We start from the raw sequence: 17,334 nt of genomic DNA, 5'->3' as shown, positions 1-17,334 counted from the left end.
ATTACAGGACATATATTTTATTTTTAATATAAATATCAAGTAATTATGATTTTTTGAACTACCCACAAAGTGGTAGAAAGAAAAGTAAAAGATGCTAACTATTTCATTTTTCATACAATCAGCATCATTTTATGTTGAATAATACACTCAAGATCTTGCACTATTTTATGATTCATCAGTCTTTGGAGTTTCAGGTACATGCACAATACAACGGTTGATGCTGGCGCAAAAGCCACGCAAGGGATCAAAGAGATTAATGAAGATTACGCTGGCTTTTTAATTCCAAACGACCCCTACCTGGCTAAAGTGAAAGGAATGGCATTTTGCATTGCTGATGGCGTCAGTTCAGCAGAAGCCGGTAAAGAAGCCAGTGAGACTGCCGTTGAACGGTTTTTATCAGAATATGTCAAAACGCCGGATACTTGGTCTGTTAGCCGTTGTGGCGAGCAAGTCCTATCGGCAATCAACCTGCGATTATATCGTAAAAGTCATGAGTTCAAACAAGACAACAAAGGATATTTGACCACCCTTAGTTGCCTTATTTTAAAAGGCGTTCATGGCCACCTTTTTCATGTTGGCGACAGTCGTGTTTTTCGATTAAGAGAGGGTGAATTTGAACAACTGACCTCTGATCACGTCACCTATTTAGGGCAAGGAAAATCATTTTTGTCTCGTGCACTGGGCATGGACAATAATCTACACATTGATTATTGCAATTTTGAACTAAAAGAAGGCGATCGCTATCTGTTGTGTACTGACGGGCTGCATGATTTTATTCCGACAGCACAGTTGTTGCAAACCCTTTACTTAAATGAACCAGCTAGCGAAATAACAGCTAAGCTATGTGCACAAGCCGCAGAAAATGGCAGTGATGATAACATTAGCTGTGTTGTTTTAAAGATACAATCGTTAGCACATCAAGATGAAAATGAATTCACGGATGAATTATTTCGCCTACCATTTCCACCTGCGTTAACGGTTGGTATGAAGCTCGATGGCTATCGTGTCATAGACGAGCTATTTTCCTCTCCTCGGAGCCAATTATATCTGGTCGAAGATGAACATAGTGGCCAGCGTTTTGCGATGAAAACCCCCTCAAAGAATTTTGAAGATGATACACATTACATCGATCGGTTTTTAAAAGAGCAATGGATAGGCAGTCGAATTAACTCACCACATGTGGTGAAAATTATTCAACATAGCCGCCCTCGCACTGCTCTTTATTACTTAATGGAGCATCTAGCAGGCAACAGCCTCGATCATTGGTTGCAACAACACGCACCAGTCAAACCTAAGCACGCTATTTCAATAGTTGAAGCCATTGCCGAAGGGTTAAAAGCATTTCACAATAATGATGCTATTCATCAAGATCTTAAACCAGGCAACATCATGGTATTAGCTGATGGCACCATCAAAATAGTCGATTTTGGATCCGTTTTTGTCGCCGGAGTTGCAGAGCTGTATCGACCCATAGAACATTTTGGGGCATTAGGCACTGCCACGTATTCAGATCCTAATTACTTAATGGGTAAAAATGCAGCAATTCAAGGCGATATTTATAGCTTAGCGACTATCTGTTATGAAATTTTTACTGGTCAGCTTCCATATGGTGACAAAATAGAAGAATGCACCAGTATGTTTGATTACGATAAATTACGCTATAAAAGTGCATCAAAACACAACCCTATCATTCCAGTTTGGTTTGATAAAGCATTACAAAAAGGGGTGAGTTTTGATTTAACAAGCCGCTATGAAACCATTGATTCTATGCTCGCTGATCTCACCAAGCCAAATCCCATTTTTTTAAAACCTGATCCTGAGCCCCAAGAAGCCAGTAGTTTAGTCTTTTGGAAAATTGTCAGTGGTTTTTGGTTCATCACATTAATATTGATGTTATACCTGTTCAGTCAATCAACACGTTAATTCTGCTAATTAATCCACCACCTGCATGCCTGCAATCTGATGCCAAAAACCATTAACATGATCTGCAGGCCGACGGCTGTTTTGCTGTAAAGAAAAGCACTCTATCCATGCCAAATCTTCAAATTGATGCGCACTTATACGTGCAATATCACTCTCTTTCGCCAAATCTGTCACATCTTCACACAAGTTATAGACCTTTCCAGACATGGTTTGAATACCATTAAGAGTAAATAATTCTTGATTGTCTTGACTCAGTGTTGTCAGGCCTTGCGGATGATTTTGGCAAATTAAATTACATTGATCTTTGGCTAAGTCATAATAACGAGCAGTAAAACATCGCGCACTGTACGCTAAGGGTAAGTAGCCATAACTAAAGACTTCAAATTCCATCGGTAAGTCACATAAAGAGTTAAACTCTGCTTTTAAGGCTACTAACCAATCTCTTGATAACTCTACGGGCATCACCCATCTTTTGGCACCCATTTTAGCCAGCTTCATTAACGTATAGCCATTATATACATTAATCGCAGGCCCAATCACAAATGGCAACTTTAACTCACTAAGAACCTGAACAGCGGCTAGATCATTGGCTTCAAATAAGGCCACATCAGCCTGACATAAACGCTTCAGTTCTTTGAGCTGCATTGGTGATTCTAAAAGTACCAAAGTTGAAAGTACGACTTCTTTGCCACTTTGTGCGAGCAACTGTGCCCAGTGAAGATAATCATCCAAGCGTGATAGTCGACGCTTGCCACAAACACTTTCTCCCAAGTACACAATGTCGACATCTGATTGTGCAACGTTTTTATAAAATGAATCTAATCGCTCTTTGTCCCAAAGAAAGAGCATTGGGCCTAGGGATGTACGAAATGATGACATGTTGAATCCTATTTCTATTTCCATTTGCGATGATACGCGCCTAAAGTGGTCTGCTGACCTTCGGACAATGAGGACAGGGTCTCATTCCAAGCTGAATTCACTTCAAAATTCGTGACGTTACGTTTCGCACTATCGATTGCTTGTCGCCACACTTTTGTCACTTGCTCTACATAAGCAGGGCTACGTTGTCGTCCTTCGATTTTTACTGAGGCAATATTCAAGTTGAGCAATTGCGGTAACAGTGCCAAGGTGTTTAAGCTGGTAGGCTCTTCAAGCGCGTGATAAGTATGATCATTTACCTTAAATCGCCCTTTACATAATGTTGGGTACCCTGCTTGTTCGGTCGGTGCAAAACGGTCAATTAAGACACCGTTTAACCGTGATGTGAGCATGTCGTTGTCTTGTTCCCAACGAACAAACTTAGCTGGCGAGCACACTCCGGCCGTATTGGGTGATTCCCCTGTCATGTAAGAGGACAAGTAACAGCGACCCTCAGCCATAATACAGAGGCTACCAAACGCAAACAGCTCTAGCTCAATTGAAGTATGCTGTGATAATTGTTTCACTTGCTGAATACTCAGCACTCTTGGCAAAACAACCCGTTGAATGCCAAATTGTTGCTGATAAAATTCAATGGCACTGGCATTGGTTACCGAGGCCTGAACGCTCAAGTGGATTGCTTGTTTGGGGTGATGGGTAGCCAGATACTCCAAAGCTGCAATATCTGCAACAATCAAGACATCGACCCCACTGTTTACGGCCTGATCGATAGCACGCTGCCATCGCGGAAATTGGCTTGGGTGGGCAAAGGTATTGATCGCGACATGTAATTTTCGCTGATGTTGATGACAATATTTGGCGGCCTCAATGAGTTGCGCTTCATTCAGATTGAGCCCTTTAAAATGTCGAGCATTAGTATCGTTATTTAAACCCACATAAACAGCATCGGCACCATGCTCAATGGCTTTACGCAAAGAGGGTAAATTCCCTGCAGGGCAAAGTAGCTCCATACCCACTCCTGATTATTTAAACTTGGAAAAAAATTTTCAATAATACTAAGAGAATTTGATAACTCAGGTAATCTACAATAATGAATAGTTTGAACGATATTATTAAGCACAAAACACGTGTTCTATTTACCCCTAAATGGTTACAAAACCTTACTTACGGGACTCCAAGCTCACTGATTAAACGCCTCATCGAGCATCATTTAAACCATACATTTAAGTCGCAAATTAATGATGGCGAACTAGAATTTTTGATCGATAAATGTATTTGTATTGAAATCAAAAACATTCCGCTTAATCTATTTATTTCATTAGATAACTCATCGAAAAAAGTTCAAGTTTTAGTATTAAAGTCCAATTATATTACACAAAATATGACTCGCTTTGATGGCAAACTGAGTGGTTCAAGCGACAGTTTTCTACAGCTCATTTCTGGTCAATCGGATCCTGATACTCTATTTTTTAGGCGTCAACTCACCATTGAAGGGGACACCGAACTGTGTTTGATATTTAAAAATTGGCTCGATACTCAAGATCCGCATAGCTCCTTACCGACGACAATCTATTCGAGCTTACAAGACTATGTCGCATCAGCAATAGACAATACATGACCAAGAAAATTAATTATAAAGCATGCTTATTTGTTTGTGGCTGGGGATCTTAGGATTTGCTTGGTAGTTGCGGTAACACACGGTTTATTTCTAGGAAAAAATAATGGCAGCTAGGCTGCCATTTGACTCTTGAATTTAGATAGTGAAATTATTTAAATAAATAACTTAACTGCCCACCATTTCAACAAGGTTATCTTCACGATCTAATACTACATACATAGAGGTATTTTTACCTGTTTGTACATCAGTGACAATTGATTTCATACTTTGGTCAATAATACTGCTATCTACATTGGCACTAATACTGGTAATAAAAATCAAATCCCAATCTGGATTTATCACATCCGCTTCTTTAGATAAGCTGGCAAAATCGCTTAACTCTTCAGGTAATTTATCCACGCACATTACCGGTTGAATATACCCTTTATTGACCTCTTTTGAGGCGGTTTCAATGCTAGATTTTGTAAATAACATCAACAGTTTTACTGGCTCTGCTTGATAACGTGCCATGGCTAATAATTCTTGAAACTTGCTCATATTGACTTCTCTTTTATAATGGGAAAAAGAGCCATAACCTGTAGTTTATGACTCTTGATAAGTGGACTGTACTATTATGGGTTGTAGAACTCGCCATCCTTTCTTAGATAAAACCACCAGTTGACGAACACACACACGACATAAAATGCTGCAAAACCGATTAACGCAACTTCTGGTGTTGTTGCTTTGATTTGCTGACCAAAAACCATTGGAATATAAAATGCGCCGTAAGCCGCAATCGCTGATGTCCACCCAAGTACAGGACCTGCTTGCTCTTTAGGGAAAACCATCGCAATTGTGCGGAAAGTCGAACCATTACCAATCCCAGTTGCAGCAAATAGAATTAAGAACAACACAAAAAATGGTATGAAGAATGCCTCTGGTGTCGCTGATTGATAAGCTTCACGCATGTAATAGGCTGCACCTAAAGATGAGACAACCATAATAATCGAGCATACTTGCGTGACGAATGCGCCACCAAATTTATCAGCAATCCAACCACCAACAGGGCGAATAAGTGCACCAATAAACGGCGCCATCCATGCGTACATTAGCGCACTTGGTCCATTAGGGTTAGGTGTATTATGTGTCATCACACCATCGACAACGACATGTTGAAAGCCAAAAATAACTTTAATTGCTAAAGGAAAAGCAGCTGCAAAACCAATAAATGAGCCAAATGTCATGGTATAAATAACACTCATGACCCATGTATGCTTATTATTAAAAATTTGATACTGCTTAGTTAGGCTATCACCTATCGCGCCGGGTAACATTTTTAATAAAAAGACCGTACTGGCTACGACAAGAACGAGTACGAGCTCTTTTGGCACACCAAATCCCGAACCGTTTGCTTTTTCAGGGAGCATTAACCACAACCCAGCTGCAGCAGTAGCTAAACCAATCGTTAACATCACTGAAATCATTGCAAAGGCACCAATTGGGCTACCTAAATTTGGCGAGACTTCAGGTGTTCGAATATTGCTCATCCCAAACCAAGTCGCAAAAAATAATGGGACAAGTAATAATAACCACAAGAAGCCGCCGTTTTGAATCCACGTCTCTGATCCTGCAGGTATTTTTCCTATCAAGCTACCTGATGTACTGACCAACGTCACCGGATCCCCACCCAATGCACCAAAGACACTATAAGTCATAAATAGTGGGATCAGAATCTGCATGCTTGTTACACCAAAGTTCCCTAAACCAGCATTTAGACCCAGCGCTAAACCTTGTTGCTTCTTAGGATAAAAGAAACTGATATTAGACATCGAAGAAGCAAAATTACCTCCACCAAAACCAGAAAGCAGCGCAAGAAGTTGATATTGCCATAGTGGTGTAGTGGGATCTTGTAATGCTAAACCAGTAAAAAATGCCGGGATCAGCAATAATGACGTAGTAAAGAAAATTGTATTTCGTCCACCACAAAAACGAATAAAGAAACTACTCGGGATCCTTAACGTTGCACCAGACAAACCTGCAATTGCAGTTAGGGTAAATAACTCATCGGCGGAAAACTTAAATCCCGCATTCATCATTTGTACAGTCAAAATTCCCCAATAAAGCCAAACCGCAAATCCACAGAGTAAACTTGGGATCGAAATCCACAAATTCCGCTGTGCGATTTTTTTGCCTTGGGATTCCCAAAAAGCTTCGTTTTCGGGTTCCCACTTTTGAAGATCAGCCATCTGCCACTCCTTTTAGTTCTAATTAACATCACTATGTGCTTAAAAAACAACAACAACAATTCACATTGATGGGTAAAACCAAATGAAAAAAAAGCAAAACACCTACCACCAACTAGGTAAGCGTGATTTTAAGCAATTGAAATAATTGAAAAATAAATATTTGGAATCAAGTCTTTTGGAGTAACAGCCAGTGTTTATAGTGAATGCTACTTTTTTAAACGTTATGATAACATTCATAAAATGACTGACGTGTTTATAAAAGAGCCCACAATGAATGATCTAACGACTTCAATATTATTAATTGATGATCACCCATTACTTCGTAAAGGTTTACAACAGTTAATTGAGTTTGAAGATGAACTGACCGTGATTGGTGAAGCCGCCAGTGGTAAAGAAGGGTTAGCACTGGCGATTGAAACAGATCCAGATTTAATTATTCTCGATCTCAATATGCAAGGTATGGATGGCCTTGAGACACTTAAAACAATGCGAGCGAATGACGTGACCTCTCGTATCATTATGCTCACCGTATCGGATAATGATGAAGATGTCCTGACTGCTATCAGTTATGGTGCTGATGGTTATCTACTCAAGGACATGGATCCTGAAGAAATTTTAGAAAAAATAAAACAAGCTGCTTTAGGAAAAATGGTACTGAGTGAAAAACTAACCAGTGTGTTAGCACAAGCCATCCGTAAACCCGATGTATCGCAAAAAGCCAATATCCTTAATTCGTTAACAAGTCGAGAGTTTGAAATTCTTAAACTGATCGCCAAAGGCTTATCTAACAAACTTATCGCAAGAGAACTCGATATTTCTGATGGTACCGTCAAAGTCCACGTTAAACATTTACTTAAAAAACTCAATTTACGTTCACGTGTTGAAGCCGCGGTTTGGATGATCAACAAACAAAAAGAGGCCTAATTATGGTTGCTGCATCTTTTTTACCTTTTGATGAAGCTGTAAGTGCATTAAAAAATGACAATGTGCCTTTTGTATCAAGTGAGACTGTCCCCTTGCACCAAGCTGCACAACGGATTGTAGCTGCTGATATTATCGCCCCGTTTGATGTACCAAGTTATGACAATTCAAGTATGGACGGCTATGCAATTCGATTTGAGGATGTGACTCACTGCCAACATTTTGAATTAATTGGTAATGCCTTTGCTGGTCACCCTTTTAATGGCCAGTGGCAAAGAGGAAGTTGCATAAGGATTATGACAGGTGCCCCCGTACCTGATGGCTTTGATACGGTCATTATGCAAGAACAGGCCAGCGAAGAAAAAACAGAACAGGGATCAACCATCAGCTTTACCAGTGAGATCAAGCCGTTTCAAAACGTCAGAAAACAAGGTGAAGATATTCAATCAGGTACAGCCCTCTTCATGCAAGGTGCAAGACTAAAAGCGACCGATATTGGTTTACTTGCATCTATTGGAATTGGTCGTGTTCGTGTATTCGAACCATTAAAAGTCGCTATTTTATCGACTGGCGATGAATTATGTGATCCCGGTAATATTAAAGGGCCTAATCAAATCTATGATACTAACCGCTTTACAATACGCGCAATGCTTGAAAACCTAGCATTTGAGGTAATTGATTTTGGTATCGTGCCTGATTGCCCCGATCTATTAACTCAAACATTCAGTAATGCATTAGCCAATGCCGATGTCATCATTTCCTCTGGTGGCGTGTCAGTTGGAGAAGCGGATCATACTAAAACCATACTCAATGAACTTGGCAACATGCAATTTTGGAAAGTCGCTATCAAACCAGGTAAACCCTTTGCCTATGGTCATTTTCATAGCTGTACTTCAGACGGCCACCCAAAACGCTTTTTCGGCTTACCCGGCAACCCCGTTTCGAGTGTCGTCACGCTGCACCAGCTGGCATTACCTGCGCTTCGCAAATTAGCAGGCGAACAGGTCGAAGCTCCGCAACTACAGTACTTGCCTTTGGTGAGCGCGATTTCTAAGAAGCCCGGTCGCTTAGAATTCGTAAGAGCGTCCATTGAAACGAGCTCATCAGGTACTCAGGTTAAACCATTGCAAGGACAAGGCTCTGGCATATTAAGCACTTTTTCTTCAAGTTGTGGCTATATAGTATTAGAAGCCGATGGATCAAACTGGCAAGAAAATGATTTAGTTCCCTATTTACCCTTTGATCAAGCCCTGTCGTAGGTGCATGAGGAGTGCACTCAAGGAAACCGGATAGAGTAACCGCCATGCGGTTACTTATTGAACAAGTGAAACAGGAACTCCCTTTGTATGAACCAGATACATTTTTTTGTGGCCCAAAAGGTTCCTGTATTGGCTGCCCTAAAAAGCTCATGGAGCTGGTTGATACTGACTTAACCTATTGGGAACATCGCTTATCTATTGGCGAGATCCCAACTTTCGATGACATTTCAAGATTTGCCAAACTTTGTAAGAACGTAAAACGGGGATTAGTCAGGAATAATTTAGTCAATTAGCATTGACACTTAATGCATCCGCTTTGCCAATTAAGTACCAGTATTCCTCTATGTTTGGTTGCAATTGATTGTAAGACAAACGTGTGATCCACACAGATAGCCTATCCGAATTGTCATTTTTTGTTTCATCGCACGTATCTACAAGCGCAACATCTAACAATATCCCTTGTTCACCATCCCAACCAACACTGCGTTGACCCAGTATGATCACCTGCCATTGATTAACAAAGCTTGTTTCTGGCTGTAAAGTTCTCGACAGGCCAACGCGATTTGCTTTTAATACCAATGAAACGGCTTGATCACACGCAAGCGTTGGGGCAAGTGCAGTAAAACACGTTTGCCCAGCCACCTTGTATTCCGTAAGCCCCAAAGAGCGATGATGACTCAAAGGTGTGGCATGCAAAACTGATAAAAACTCATTGGCATTTACCAATGATTGGGGTGGCTCTTTACACGAGTTTGTTTCAATCAACTGCTGCTGATACTGATGGATCCCTTGAGCTATTGGGATTGATTGCCAATATTTCTCTTGGTTATCGTCACATTGCAACAATGCGACATCACCAAGGGCAATGGCATCCTCTATCTGATGACAAGCGATCAGAGCCGATCCCTGATGACGTTTTAAATACTCTTTTATCACCACTATGCAGGCTTGTTTAGTCGCTTGATCTTGGCCTGTGAGTGCCTCATCAAGTAATAACAACGGAGCTCCTTTTATCATGGCCAACAATAAAGCGACACGTTGCTTTTGACCACCGCTTAAATGGTGCGCATAACACTCAAGTTTATCTTGCAACTTCAATGGTGCGATTGCCCAATGAATATCTGCTGGATAACGCTGCTGAGCAGTAACAAGCGCAATTAATTTATTAATAGTTAAATGGCTAAACAATAATGGGGCTTGTGTCACATAGGCAATCTGACGCTGGTGAGGGCGCAACTTGATTTGATCAATGTGCCCATCTCCTACTTTTATCCAACCTTCAGCTGAACTTAGGCCGCCAATAGCCTGAAATAACGATGTTTTGCCCGCACCACTTGGCGCAAGCAATACCCCTATCTGATCTGGATGTAATTGGCAACGAAAGCGTTGTTTTACTGGGGCAGTTAATACTAAATTGATATCGGTCATCGTTATCGCTCTGACACAAAGTACTTGTTATCGACTAATAGCTGTACATATTCGGCAAGTGAAAACAAACAGATATCATTCATGATGTGCGATTATTGCCGTAGTTATGTTGAACGCTTTGCTTTTGCCACCATTGGCAAGCAAATACAACGCAAAAAGAAAATACTAACATCACCATTGCTAAGTTTTCAGCTGCTTTAAAGTTTAAGCTTTCAACGTGTTCAAATAATGCCAACGATAACACTTGTGTTTCTCCAGGAATATTTCCACCTATCATTAAAATGGCTCCAAACTCACCAATTGTATGGGCAAAACTTAGCGTTATAGCGGTTAATAAAGCAGGTTTAATCGCTGGCAGTATCACACATGTAAATTGCTTCCAAGGTGAAAAACCCAACAAGGCCGCGGCTTGATACAAATCATCAGGTAATTGTTCAAATGCACTTTGCAACGGCCTAAAAGTAAAAGGTAAACTATAAATCATTGATGCCAATAAAATCCCAGAAAAACTAAACACCAGCTCTATCCCAACGACTTCACGCAGCCACAAACCAACCCCATCATTTGGTGAAAATAACACTAAAAAGTAATATCCCATCACAGTGGGTGGCAACACTAATGGCAAAGTCACAATTGTTTCAAGCAAAGGTTTTATAACACTACGACTACGCGACAAAAAGTACGCTCCAGGCAAACAGAGTACAATTAAAATAAACGTGGTAGCACTGGCTAACTGCGCAGTCAGAATAATGGCTTGCCAATCATTTGCTGACATCGTTTTTTACCTATAGCCCGATGCGCGTATTAATAATTGCGCTTGTTCACTTTTGATAAAATCAAAAAAGGTTCGTGCATTTGATGAATTGGTTATTAACATCACGTCTTGTGATATTGGCTCATACCAGTCTGGCGGAATGGCATGCCAACTCCCTTTTACTTCTCGTTGCAATAAACTTCTCGCAATAAAGCCATATTCAGCATGCCCAGTTTCAACAAATTGAAATGCATGTAATACAGAAGTTCCTTGTACTTGTTTTCGTGGTGTGAGCCCTTGGTGCTCTAAAATTGACTGAGCAGCTCGACCATATGGTGCAAGTTGAGGGTTAGCAATGGCAACCGTTGCTGCTGGTATCTTAGTTAACCAATCCGAAAGCCCACCATCCGGTTGCTGCAGTGAATACAACACGATATCACCGACTGCGTAGGTATGACGTTCACGTCCCTTGCCAGCTTTAAGCAACTGATCAATAAAATCTGTATCTGCTGAAAAAAAGAGATCATATGGAGCACCATGATGAATTTGGCTGGCTAAAGCGCCTGAGGATCCCACCGACACGCGGATATCAAGCTTTTGCTGTGACTGAGTTAAATATAACTCAACCAGTTTATTCATGGTCGCGCTAAAATTCGCAGCACACGCAATCGTTAATCTAGCAGGCTCCGCTTGAGACAAAGGAGTGATGAGCAAACATAAAACTGCAAAAATCATGATCAGTTTCACACGCATATCGCTCATGCTATGTCCCAAGTCACTCATTAATACCATTGTAAAGCGGCAATTTTATCTTTGTGATCCGCATTGACCCAGCGACTTTTTCCGCCCTCTATCACCTCTTTTTTCCAAAAAGGGGCGTTAGCTTTTAGCAAATCCATCAAATATTGAGCCGCTTCAAATGCCGATTCGCGATGCACACTCGATACCGCGACCATCACTATTTTATCTTCAATTTTCAAAGGCCCAACGCGATGTATAATCGTCACACCTTCTAATGGCCACAGCTCTTTAGCTTGTTGCTCTAGGTGAGTAAGATACTTGCTTGTCATTTCAGGATAATGCTCTAAATGTAACTGATCGACTTGATGACCTTGGTTTAAGTCTCGCACTCGCCCAACAAACATGACAACCGCGCCAGAACAACTGTCATCATTTAACAATAACTGATATTCATGGTTTAAATCAAAATCGTCCTCTTGAACACGGATCATAGCTAACCTCCTGTTACCGGTGGAAACATCGCTATTTCATCACCACTTTCAATGCGACTATCACCCGCAGCCAATGTCTGATTAATGGCCACTAGTACGTCTTTGTCTAATATCCAGGTTTTCCAATGTTCATTTTTTTGTGCAAGAAATTCTCTTAATTCGCTCACAGAAAGGCCTGATACATCGATTAGCACGTTTTCACATTCAAGTCGCTCACGTAACTGAGCGAAAAATAGAATTTTATTCATTATCTTCTCCTATTTTATGTCGTTGATAAGTTCCCCGTTTTCCACCTGATTTATGTGTCACACATAATGCTGTTATGACCATATCTTGATCAACGGCTTTACACATATCGATAATGGTAAGTGAGGCAATCGAGGCTGCTGCCAATGCTTCCATTTCAACCCCAGTTTGACCAGCTAATTTACAGTAGCTAAAAACCCAAATCTGAGCGTTTGCTTGGTCAACTTCAAAATCAACCGACACCTTACTGAGCGCAAGTGGATGACACAAAGGGATCAAGTCCGCTGTTTTTTTTGCAGCTTGGATCCCCGCTATTCTAGCAACCCCCAACACATCCCCTTTTTTTAGTTGATTCTCCATCACTAATTTGAGTGTTTCAGGTTTCATTTCAACACATGCTTGAGCTTTGGCTTCGCGTACAGTTATTGGTTTGTCAGCAACATCAACCATGGCTGCGTGACCTTGCTGGTCTATATGAGTTAATTGCATGCGTCTTTCTCTCTTGATGGACACATCACGCCGTCCGATGCTTTAAGTTGTGGCACAAAATTACAAGGTCCTTGGCGTGCATCCAATTGTGCACTGATTATTTCATCCCAAGCAATATCACATGCTTTGGGGCTACCTGGCATTGCAACAATCAAAGTTTTGTTTGCAAGACCTGCCAACGCTCTCGATTGCAAAGTCGAGTAGCCAATTTGTTGTAATGAACGCTGACGAAATAGCTCACCAAACCCAGCGACCTGTTTATCAAATAAAACTTCTATCGCTTCAGGAGTAATGTCATCTTCTGTTAAGCCAGTGCCACCAGAAATTAAAATGACCTGTATATTGTCACTCGCAACCCAATCACTAATCACTGAGCGAATTTGATATTTATTCGCTGGAATAACCACTCTTTCACTGACGACATGTCCTACAGTAGTCACTTTAGCGTTCAGTAGATTACCAGTCGTATCGTCTTGCAATGTACGGCGATTATTAACCGTTAATATTGCAATATTTAAAGGTACAAAATGTTCAAACGTCATCCGGCTCATGCATACTCCTGCTTATAAGTTCTTTAATTGCTGGGCGTGTGCCCATTGCTCAGAGGTATTAGTATTGATAAAAAAATGCTTATCTATGTGCTGCGGAGGGTCAATGATTGTCGCACTCATTGCTCGCATAAACCCGGTTATTGAACGTTGTTCATGCTCTAGTCGATGTCTGCTGATAGCCTCCAAATCATGATAGTGAGCCAAATAACTCGGCATGACAGAGTCTGAATAATGACAGCTGTTTTTAAGCAAACGGCCTTGACTAATCAACGTATTCAAACACGCTTGTGATAATAAAGGCATATCAACTGGAATGACGATAGCTTCGTCGCACACTGTGTGTGATAAACAGGCGTGGATCCCAGCTAATGGGCCCTGTCCGTGAAAATGGTCTTCGATATAGTCGGGCTCATTACGACTCACCAACACACGATCGCAACCAACGTCTATTAGTAATTGCTGTGCATGAGTTAAAAGTGTCCCTCCTTGCCACGGCAATAAGGCTTTATCAGACCCCATACGGCGAGATTGTCCACCGGCTAAAATAATACCAAGCAACATATTAACCACCCAACATCGCTAAATGCTTAGTTAAACCTGAATTGCCTTGATTTAATTGATGCCCTTGCCACTTTGTTAAGACACGGTTTGTCAGGTACCCAGCTAAGCCTTTAGCATCGCCATCATTTAACCAAGGTGTTAAGTCATCATTCGCTTCGCCAAACAGACACAAATGCAATTTGCCATCAGCGGAGATACGTAACCGATTACAACTGGTACAAAAATCTTTGCTATAAGGCATGATTAAACCAATTTGACCGAGATAATCTGGATGAGATAATTCCAAGGCAGGTCCTGCATCAGCCACCTTTGGCTGTAATGTCCATCCGGCGTTCTCAAGTGATGAATAAATACTGTGCCCAGATAAGTGCTGATCATTAAAGTACGTTTGATTATCGGAGGTACGCATTAATTCAATAAAGCGAAACGTGACCGGCTTATCTTTAATAAAGTGGAGAAACTGACTTAACTGCTTACCATTGTATTGCTTAAGGAGCACAGCATTTAATTTTACTTTTTTAAGACCAAGCGCTAGAGCGACATCAATACACTCTAAGACCTCATTTAAACTATCAGAGCCAGTGATTTGATTAAAAGTGTAAGGGTTAAGACTATCCGCACTCAAATTAAGCGCTGTTAGTCCAGCATCAACCAATCGCGGAAGTTTTCGAGCTAAGTGGTAGCCATTCGACGTTAACGCAATCGAATCGATCCCTGAGGTTTGTTTACACAAGGCTACGATATCGGGCAACTCTTTGCGTAATGTAGGCTCCCCCCCCGTCAAGCGTACTTTCTGAGTCCCGACTAAAGCAAATGCCTGCAGCAAGGTTTGAGTTTGCGCTAAAGTCAGCGTAGTGGGACGCGTGTGACAGTCGTACCCATCCGGCAAGCAGTAATTACATTTAAAATTACATACTTCCGTGACCGATAAGCGTAAATAATTAAATTTGCGGTTAAACGAATCTTGTAGCATTTTTTGCCTTTCCAAATCGGGAGGCCAGCTCATTTCTGAGCAAACCCGGTGGTAAACCACGGTGTACTTTCCATGCCTTTTGCGGTTTAGGAAGGAACACTTCAGCGTATGATGTTCAGAATAATCGCTCCTGCTTTCTTAAACCATACAAACGATGGGGCAGTTACCCTACCCCTTAATAGGTAGAAAGCTAACTTCTCGCCATTTTCTGTTTTTGTGTCAATACCTTAGCAAAGTGGTCTAAGCTTGGAGTTCTCACGCCTTTGGGGATTTGCACATCAATCAAATAAAACTGCGAGGTATCTTCGAATGCAGAATTTAATGCATGTTGTAATTCACTCGGCGTTGAGGCTGTCAACCCTCTCCCCCCTAAGATTGCTGCCATTTGTGCAAACTGCCAATGACCAAGATCAGCAGCTTGACTGTAAGGAGAAAAGGCTCGGATCATTTCCCACCCTTGGTTATTGAGCAATACGACTATGGGAGTAAAACCATACCGACGACAGTGCCCAAGCTCCATCCCTGTCATCTGAAACGCGCCATCACCAACAAGGATGATAGGTCTGCGTCCCGTTGTGGCCTGAATACCAAATCCAGCAGGGACACCAAAACCCATCGACGCATAATAACCAGGCGCAACGACTGAGGTATGGGCCAACCCTTGACTCACAAATAAACAGTCACCAACATCGCTAGCAACAGGCAATTTTCCATAGCGTTGAAAACATTCATTTAACATTGTTGCAATCATCATGGGTGCAATGACGTCACGATCGTGGATTAATACTGGCTTGCTAGCCTGATGATGAGGGAGATGCATTGCCCACTTTTTGGACTCTGCAACATGACATAATTGAGTCAAGATAGTTTTTAAGGCAATCCCATGATAACTATAATGACCAAAGTTGACTTCACGGTGCTGAATAAATACAGACTGACGACCAGCGATGGTTTGTGCACTGATTGCAAAATTGCTATCCGATAAGATAGCTCCAACAACAATAACTAAGTCTGATTGCTCAACAATCGCTGCAATATCAGGATCTCCTGCTTCACCTAAATAGGTGCCAGACACAGGTGAATTATCATGCTCGGCCGCAATCCCTTTGCCCATCAGCGTTGAAAAACAAGGTATCCCTAGTCGATTAAGCCAGTCACAAAAGATCCCTTCCAAATCGTAGCGTTTGACTTCGACACCCACAATGACCACTGGCCGTGTTGCTGCAGCCAAAATCTGTTGAAAATCTTCGATGCATTTGTCTGTAGCAGTATGCTCTACTTCTAATATAGGTAATCGTGCAGGTCCTTCATCACAGAGCTCGGTGGCCATATTTCTCGGGATTTCAATCAATACAGGCTGAGACATCTCTTTGCAGTAATTTAATACTTTGGCAATATTGTCAAGTGCGTGACTCACATCATCAAGGCGAACTTGCGCACAGGTGATTTCATTAAATATCAAGGCTTGACTGTCAATGGATTTGACTTGGTGATGTAACTTTAATCCCATATCTAATTCACTTTCTGATGGCATACCTGCAAGAACAACCAAAGGTGAACGTTCTGCATAGGCCTGAGCGACAGCATTCACTGTATTTAATGCCCCAGCTCCGTAAGTCACTGCCAGCACCCCAATGCCGTCTTCTAATCGTCCGCTGGCGTCAGCAGCAAAGGCAACACTCGGCTCATGGCTAAGTGAATACACTGGCAGGATGTCACTTTGCTCCATTTCTCTGAAAAATGGCAAAATAAAATCACCGGGGATCCCCCAAACTTGCTTTGCGCCCTCATCCTTAAGCATCTGTAATAACTTGCGAGCTAACGTCATAATTACCTACCTGAGATAAACATTAATTTTGCACACTTTGTCTGAGTCGACTCGATCCATTATTGATTTAGATCATATTAATCGAGGCAATATAAACCTCTACCAACAATGCACTCTGGATAGCGGTTTTTCTACCTACTTTATCTATCAAAATAGGCGCGTTGGAGGGATGTTTAGCTTGGATTTTGTGAAAAATAACAGTCGTTATCAGCACGTAAAAATAAAAAAAGCTCTGAAAATTTTGGGGAAAATTATACAGAGCTTTTGCGCATCACAATTTAGGTATTAGGTTGATTAACACTTGATGGAACAAAATGGTTAATCGAGTCATCTGAAGTTGTTTCAGATGTTTTTTCTTGTTCCTCTTGTTTTTGTGTGTCATTTAATTGTTCGTTTTGGACTGTATCTTGTCCACCACATGCTCCACAGCATCCCATTATTATTTCC

At 41.3% G+C, this 17,334-nt stretch carries 19 protein-coding genes and 1 riboswitch; of the genes, 4 read left to right on the top strand and 15 right to left on the bottom strand.

Annotation, left to right across the window (positions count from 1 at the left end; genetic code table 11):
• The first annotated feature begins 198 nt into the window (after positions 1–198).
• Positions 199–1,923 (top strand): bifunctional protein-serine/threonine kinase/phosphatase, encoded by a 1,725-nt coding sequence (locus AC3KZC_RS06910; RefSeq protein WP_490576744.1) that lies wholly within the window; start codon positions 199–201, stop codon positions 1,921–1,923.
• 9 nt (positions 1,924–1,932) lie between these two features.
• On the opposite strand, the gene AC3KZC_RS06905 is transcribed toward AC3KZC_RS06910, so the two are convergent.
• Entirely contained in the window at positions 1,933–2,802 is an 870-nt protein-coding gene (locus AC3KZC_RS06905) for a U32 family peptidase (RefSeq protein ID WP_490576743.1), read from the bottom strand.
• Between the two features lie 14 nt (positions 2,803–2,816).
• Positions 2,817–3,812, bottom strand: coding sequence for a ubiquinone anaerobic biosynthesis protein UbiU (gene ubiU / locus AC3KZC_RS06900; protein ID WP_490576742.1), 996 nt, complete (start codon positions 3,810–3,812; stop codon positions 2,817–2,819).
• A gap of 80 nt (positions 3,813–3,892) precedes the next feature.
• On the opposite strand from ubiU, the gene ubiT reads away from it, so the two are divergent.
• The gene (gene ubiT / locus AC3KZC_RS06895) at positions 3,893–4,420 is read left to right on the top strand and encodes a ubiquinone anaerobic biosynthesis accessory factor UbiT (RefSeq protein ID WP_490576741.1); all 528 of its coding nucleotides are present in this window, start codon (positions 3,893–3,895) and stop codon (positions 4,418–4,420) included.
• 165 nt (positions 4,421–4,585) lie between these two features.
• On the opposite strand, the gene AC3KZC_RS06890 is transcribed toward ubiT, so the two are convergent.
• Positions 4,586–4,957, bottom strand: a complete 372-nt coding sequence (locus AC3KZC_RS06890; protein ID WP_086742371.1) for a hypothetical protein — start codon at positions 4,955–4,957, stop codon at positions 4,586–4,588.
• A 74-nt stretch (positions 4,958–5,031) separates the two neighbouring features.
• Complete coding sequence (locus tag AC3KZC_RS06885) at positions 5,032–6,645, bottom strand: MFS transporter (RefSeq protein ID WP_490576740.1); 1,614 nt, start codon at positions 6,643–6,645, stop codon at positions 5,032–5,034.
• A gap of 270 nt (positions 6,646–6,915) precedes the next feature.
• Here AC3KZC_RS06885 and narL point away from each other — a divergent pair, with 270 nt between their 5' ends.
• On the top strand, positions 6,916–7,569 hold the full coding sequence (gene narL / locus AC3KZC_RS06880; RefSeq protein WP_086743174.1) for a two-component system response regulator NarL: 654 nt from the start codon (positions 6,916–6,918) through the stop codon (positions 7,567–7,569).
• 2 nt (positions 7,570–7,571) lie between these two features.
• Positions 7,572–8,825, top strand: a complete 1,254-nt coding sequence (moeA, locus tag AC3KZC_RS06875) for a molybdopterin molybdotransferase MoeA (protein ID WP_490576739.1) — start codon at positions 7,572–7,574, stop codon at positions 8,823–8,825.
• 285 nt (positions 8,826–9,110) lie between these two features.
• Here the strand turns inward: moeA and AC3KZC_RS06870 are convergent, their stop codons facing one another.
• From AC3KZC_RS06870 to AC3KZC_RS06820, 11 genes are all read right to left on the bottom strand, one after another.
• Positions 9,111–10,253: an ATP-binding cassette domain-containing protein gene (locus AC3KZC_RS06870; protein WP_490576738.1), complete on the bottom strand. Its 1,143-nt coding sequence runs from the start codon at positions 10,251–10,253 to the stop codon at positions 9,111–9,113.
• 79 nt (positions 10,254–10,332) lie between these two features.
• Complete coding sequence (gene modB / locus AC3KZC_RS06865) at positions 10,333–11,028, bottom strand: molybdate ABC transporter permease subunit (RefSeq protein ID WP_490576737.1); 696 nt, start codon at positions 11,026–11,028, stop codon at positions 10,333–10,335.
• Between the two features lie 6 nt (positions 11,029–11,034).
• Positions 11,035–11,769: a molybdate ABC transporter substrate-binding protein gene (gene modA / locus AC3KZC_RS06860; RefSeq protein WP_490576736.1), complete on the bottom strand. Its 735-nt coding sequence runs from the start codon at positions 11,767–11,769 to the stop codon at positions 11,035–11,037.
• 20 nt (positions 11,770–11,789) lie between these two features.
• Positions 11,790–12,239, bottom strand: a complete 450-nt coding sequence (locus AC3KZC_RS06855) for a molybdenum cofactor biosynthesis protein MoaE (protein ID WP_490576735.1) — start codon at positions 12,237–12,239, stop codon at positions 11,790–11,792.
• A 2-nt stretch (positions 12,240–12,241) separates the two neighbouring features.
• Positions 12,242–12,487, bottom strand: a complete 246-nt coding sequence (locus AC3KZC_RS06850; RefSeq protein ID WP_086742382.1) for a MoaD/ThiS family protein — start codon at positions 12,485–12,487, stop codon at positions 12,242–12,244.
• Positions 12,480–12,974 carry a cyclic pyranopterin monophosphate synthase MoaC gene (gene moaC / locus AC3KZC_RS06845; RefSeq protein ID WP_217895785.1) on the bottom strand — a complete coding sequence of 165 codons (495 nt, stop codon included), beginning with the start codon at positions 12,972–12,974 and terminating at the stop codon, positions 12,480–12,482. Before moaC ends, AC3KZC_RS06850 begins: the two co-directional genes overlap by 8 nt.
• On the bottom strand, positions 12,965–13,525 hold the full coding sequence (moaB, locus tag AC3KZC_RS06840) for a molybdenum cofactor biosynthesis protein B (protein WP_350314541.1): 561 nt from the start codon (positions 13,523–13,525) through the stop codon (positions 12,965–12,967). Before moaB ends, moaC begins: the two co-directional genes overlap by 10 nt.
• 12 nt (positions 13,526–13,537) lie before the next feature.
• Positions 13,538–14,086: a molybdenum cofactor guanylyltransferase gene (mobA, locus tag AC3KZC_RS06835; protein ID WP_490576734.1), complete on the bottom strand. Its 549-nt coding sequence runs from the start codon at positions 14,084–14,086 to the stop codon at positions 13,538–13,540.
• 1 nt (position 14,087) lies between these two features.
• A complete protein-coding gene (gene moaA / locus AC3KZC_RS06830) occupies positions 14,088–15,059 on the bottom strand; it encodes a GTP 3',8-cyclase MoaA (protein WP_490576733.1) in 972 nt (323 codons plus the stop codon).
• A riboswitch (molybdenum cofactor riboswitch) is annotated at positions 15,048–15,178 on the bottom strand. It overlaps the preceding gene by 12 nt.
• A 71-nt stretch (positions 15,179–15,249) precedes the next feature.
• A complete protein-coding gene (ipdC, locus tag AC3KZC_RS06825) occupies positions 15,250–16,887 on the bottom strand; it encodes an indolepyruvate/phenylpyruvate decarboxylase (RefSeq protein ID WP_490576732.1) in 1,638 nt (545 codons plus the stop codon).
• 278 nt (positions 16,888–17,165) lie between these two features.
• Positions 17,166–17,324 carry a hypothetical protein gene (locus tag AC3KZC_RS06820; RefSeq protein WP_176365103.1) on the bottom strand — a complete coding sequence of 53 codons (159 nt, stop codon included), beginning with the start codon at positions 17,322–17,324 and terminating at the stop codon, positions 17,166–17,168.
• Positions 17,325–17,334: the final 10 nt, after the last annotated feature.

Source organism: Pseudoalteromonas sp. J2K-J031 (assembly GCF_058197095.2).
Note: the sequence above shows the minus strand (reverse complement) of the source record. Positions and strands in the feature narration are given on the sequence as shown.

Excerpts from the sequence above, each read along its gene's own strand:
- ubiT (WP_490576741.1), top strand. The coding sequence starts at position 3,893 with ATGAATAGTTTGAACGATATTATTAAGCACAAAACACGTGTTCTATTT.
- modA (WP_490576736.1), bottom strand. The coding sequence starts at position 11,769 with ATGAGCGATATGCGTGTGAAACTGATCATGATTTTTGCAGTTTTATGT.
- moaA (WP_490576733.1), bottom strand. The coding sequence starts at position 15,059 with ATGCTACAAGATTCGTTTAACCGCAAATTTAATTATTTACGCTTATCG.
- AC3KZC_RS06870 (WP_490576738.1), bottom strand. The coding sequence starts at position 10,253 with ATGACCGATATCAATTTAGTATTAACTGCCCCAGTAAAACAACGCTTT.
- mobA (WP_490576734.1), bottom strand. The coding sequence starts at position 14,086 with ATGTTGCTTGGTATTATTTTAGCCGGTGGACAATCTCGCCGTATGGGG.
- moaB (WP_350314541.1), bottom strand. The coding sequence starts at position 13,525 with ATGAGCCGGATGACGTTTGAACATTTTGTACCTTTAAATATTGCAATA.
- narL (WP_086743174.1), top strand. The coding sequence starts at position 6,916 with ATGAATGATCTAACGACTTCAATATTATTAATTGATGATCACCCATTA.
- AC3KZC_RS06890 (WP_086742371.1), bottom strand. The coding sequence starts at position 4,957 with ATGAGCAAGTTTCAAGAATTATTAGCCATGGCACGTTATCAAGCAGAG.
- moaC (WP_217895785.1), bottom strand. The coding sequence starts at position 12,974 with ATGCAATTAACTCATATAGACCAGCAAGGTCACGCAGCCATGGTTGAT.
- AC3KZC_RS06910 (WP_490576744.1), top strand. The coding sequence starts at position 199 with ATGCACAATACAACGGTTGATGCTGGCGCAAAAGCCACGCAAGGGATC.
- AC3KZC_RS06905 (WP_490576743.1), bottom strand. The coding sequence starts at position 2,802 with ATGTCATCATTTCGTACATCCCTAGGCCCAATGCTCTTTCTTTGGGAC.
- AC3KZC_RS06820 (WP_176365103.1), bottom strand. The coding sequence starts at position 17,324 with ATGGGATGCTGTGGAGCATGTGGTGGACAAGATACAGTCCAAAACGAA.
- AC3KZC_RS06855 (WP_490576735.1), bottom strand. The coding sequence starts at position 12,239 with ATGATCCGTGTTCAAGAGGACGATTTTGATTTAAACCATGAATATCAG.
- ipdC (WP_490576732.1), bottom strand. The coding sequence starts at position 16,887 with ATGACGTTAGCTCGCAAGTTATTACAGATGCTTAAGGATGAGGGCGCA.
- AC3KZC_RS06850 (WP_086742382.1), bottom strand. The coding sequence starts at position 12,487 with ATGAATAAAATTCTATTTTTCGCTCAGTTACGTGAGCGACTTGAATGT.
- ubiU (WP_490576742.1), bottom strand. The coding sequence starts at position 3,812 with ATGGAGCTACTTTGCCCTGCAGGGAATTTACCCTCTTTGCGTAAAGCC.
- AC3KZC_RS06885 (WP_490576740.1), bottom strand. The coding sequence starts at position 6,645 with ATGGCTGATCTTCAAAAGTGGGAACCCGAAAACGAAGCTTTTTGGGAA.
- moeA (WP_490576739.1), top strand. The coding sequence starts at position 7,572 with ATGGTTGCTGCATCTTTTTTACCTTTTGATGAAGCTGTAAGTGCATTA.
- modB (WP_490576737.1), bottom strand. The coding sequence starts at position 11,028 with ATGTCAGCAAATGATTGGCAAGCCATTATTCTGACTGCGCAGTTAGCC.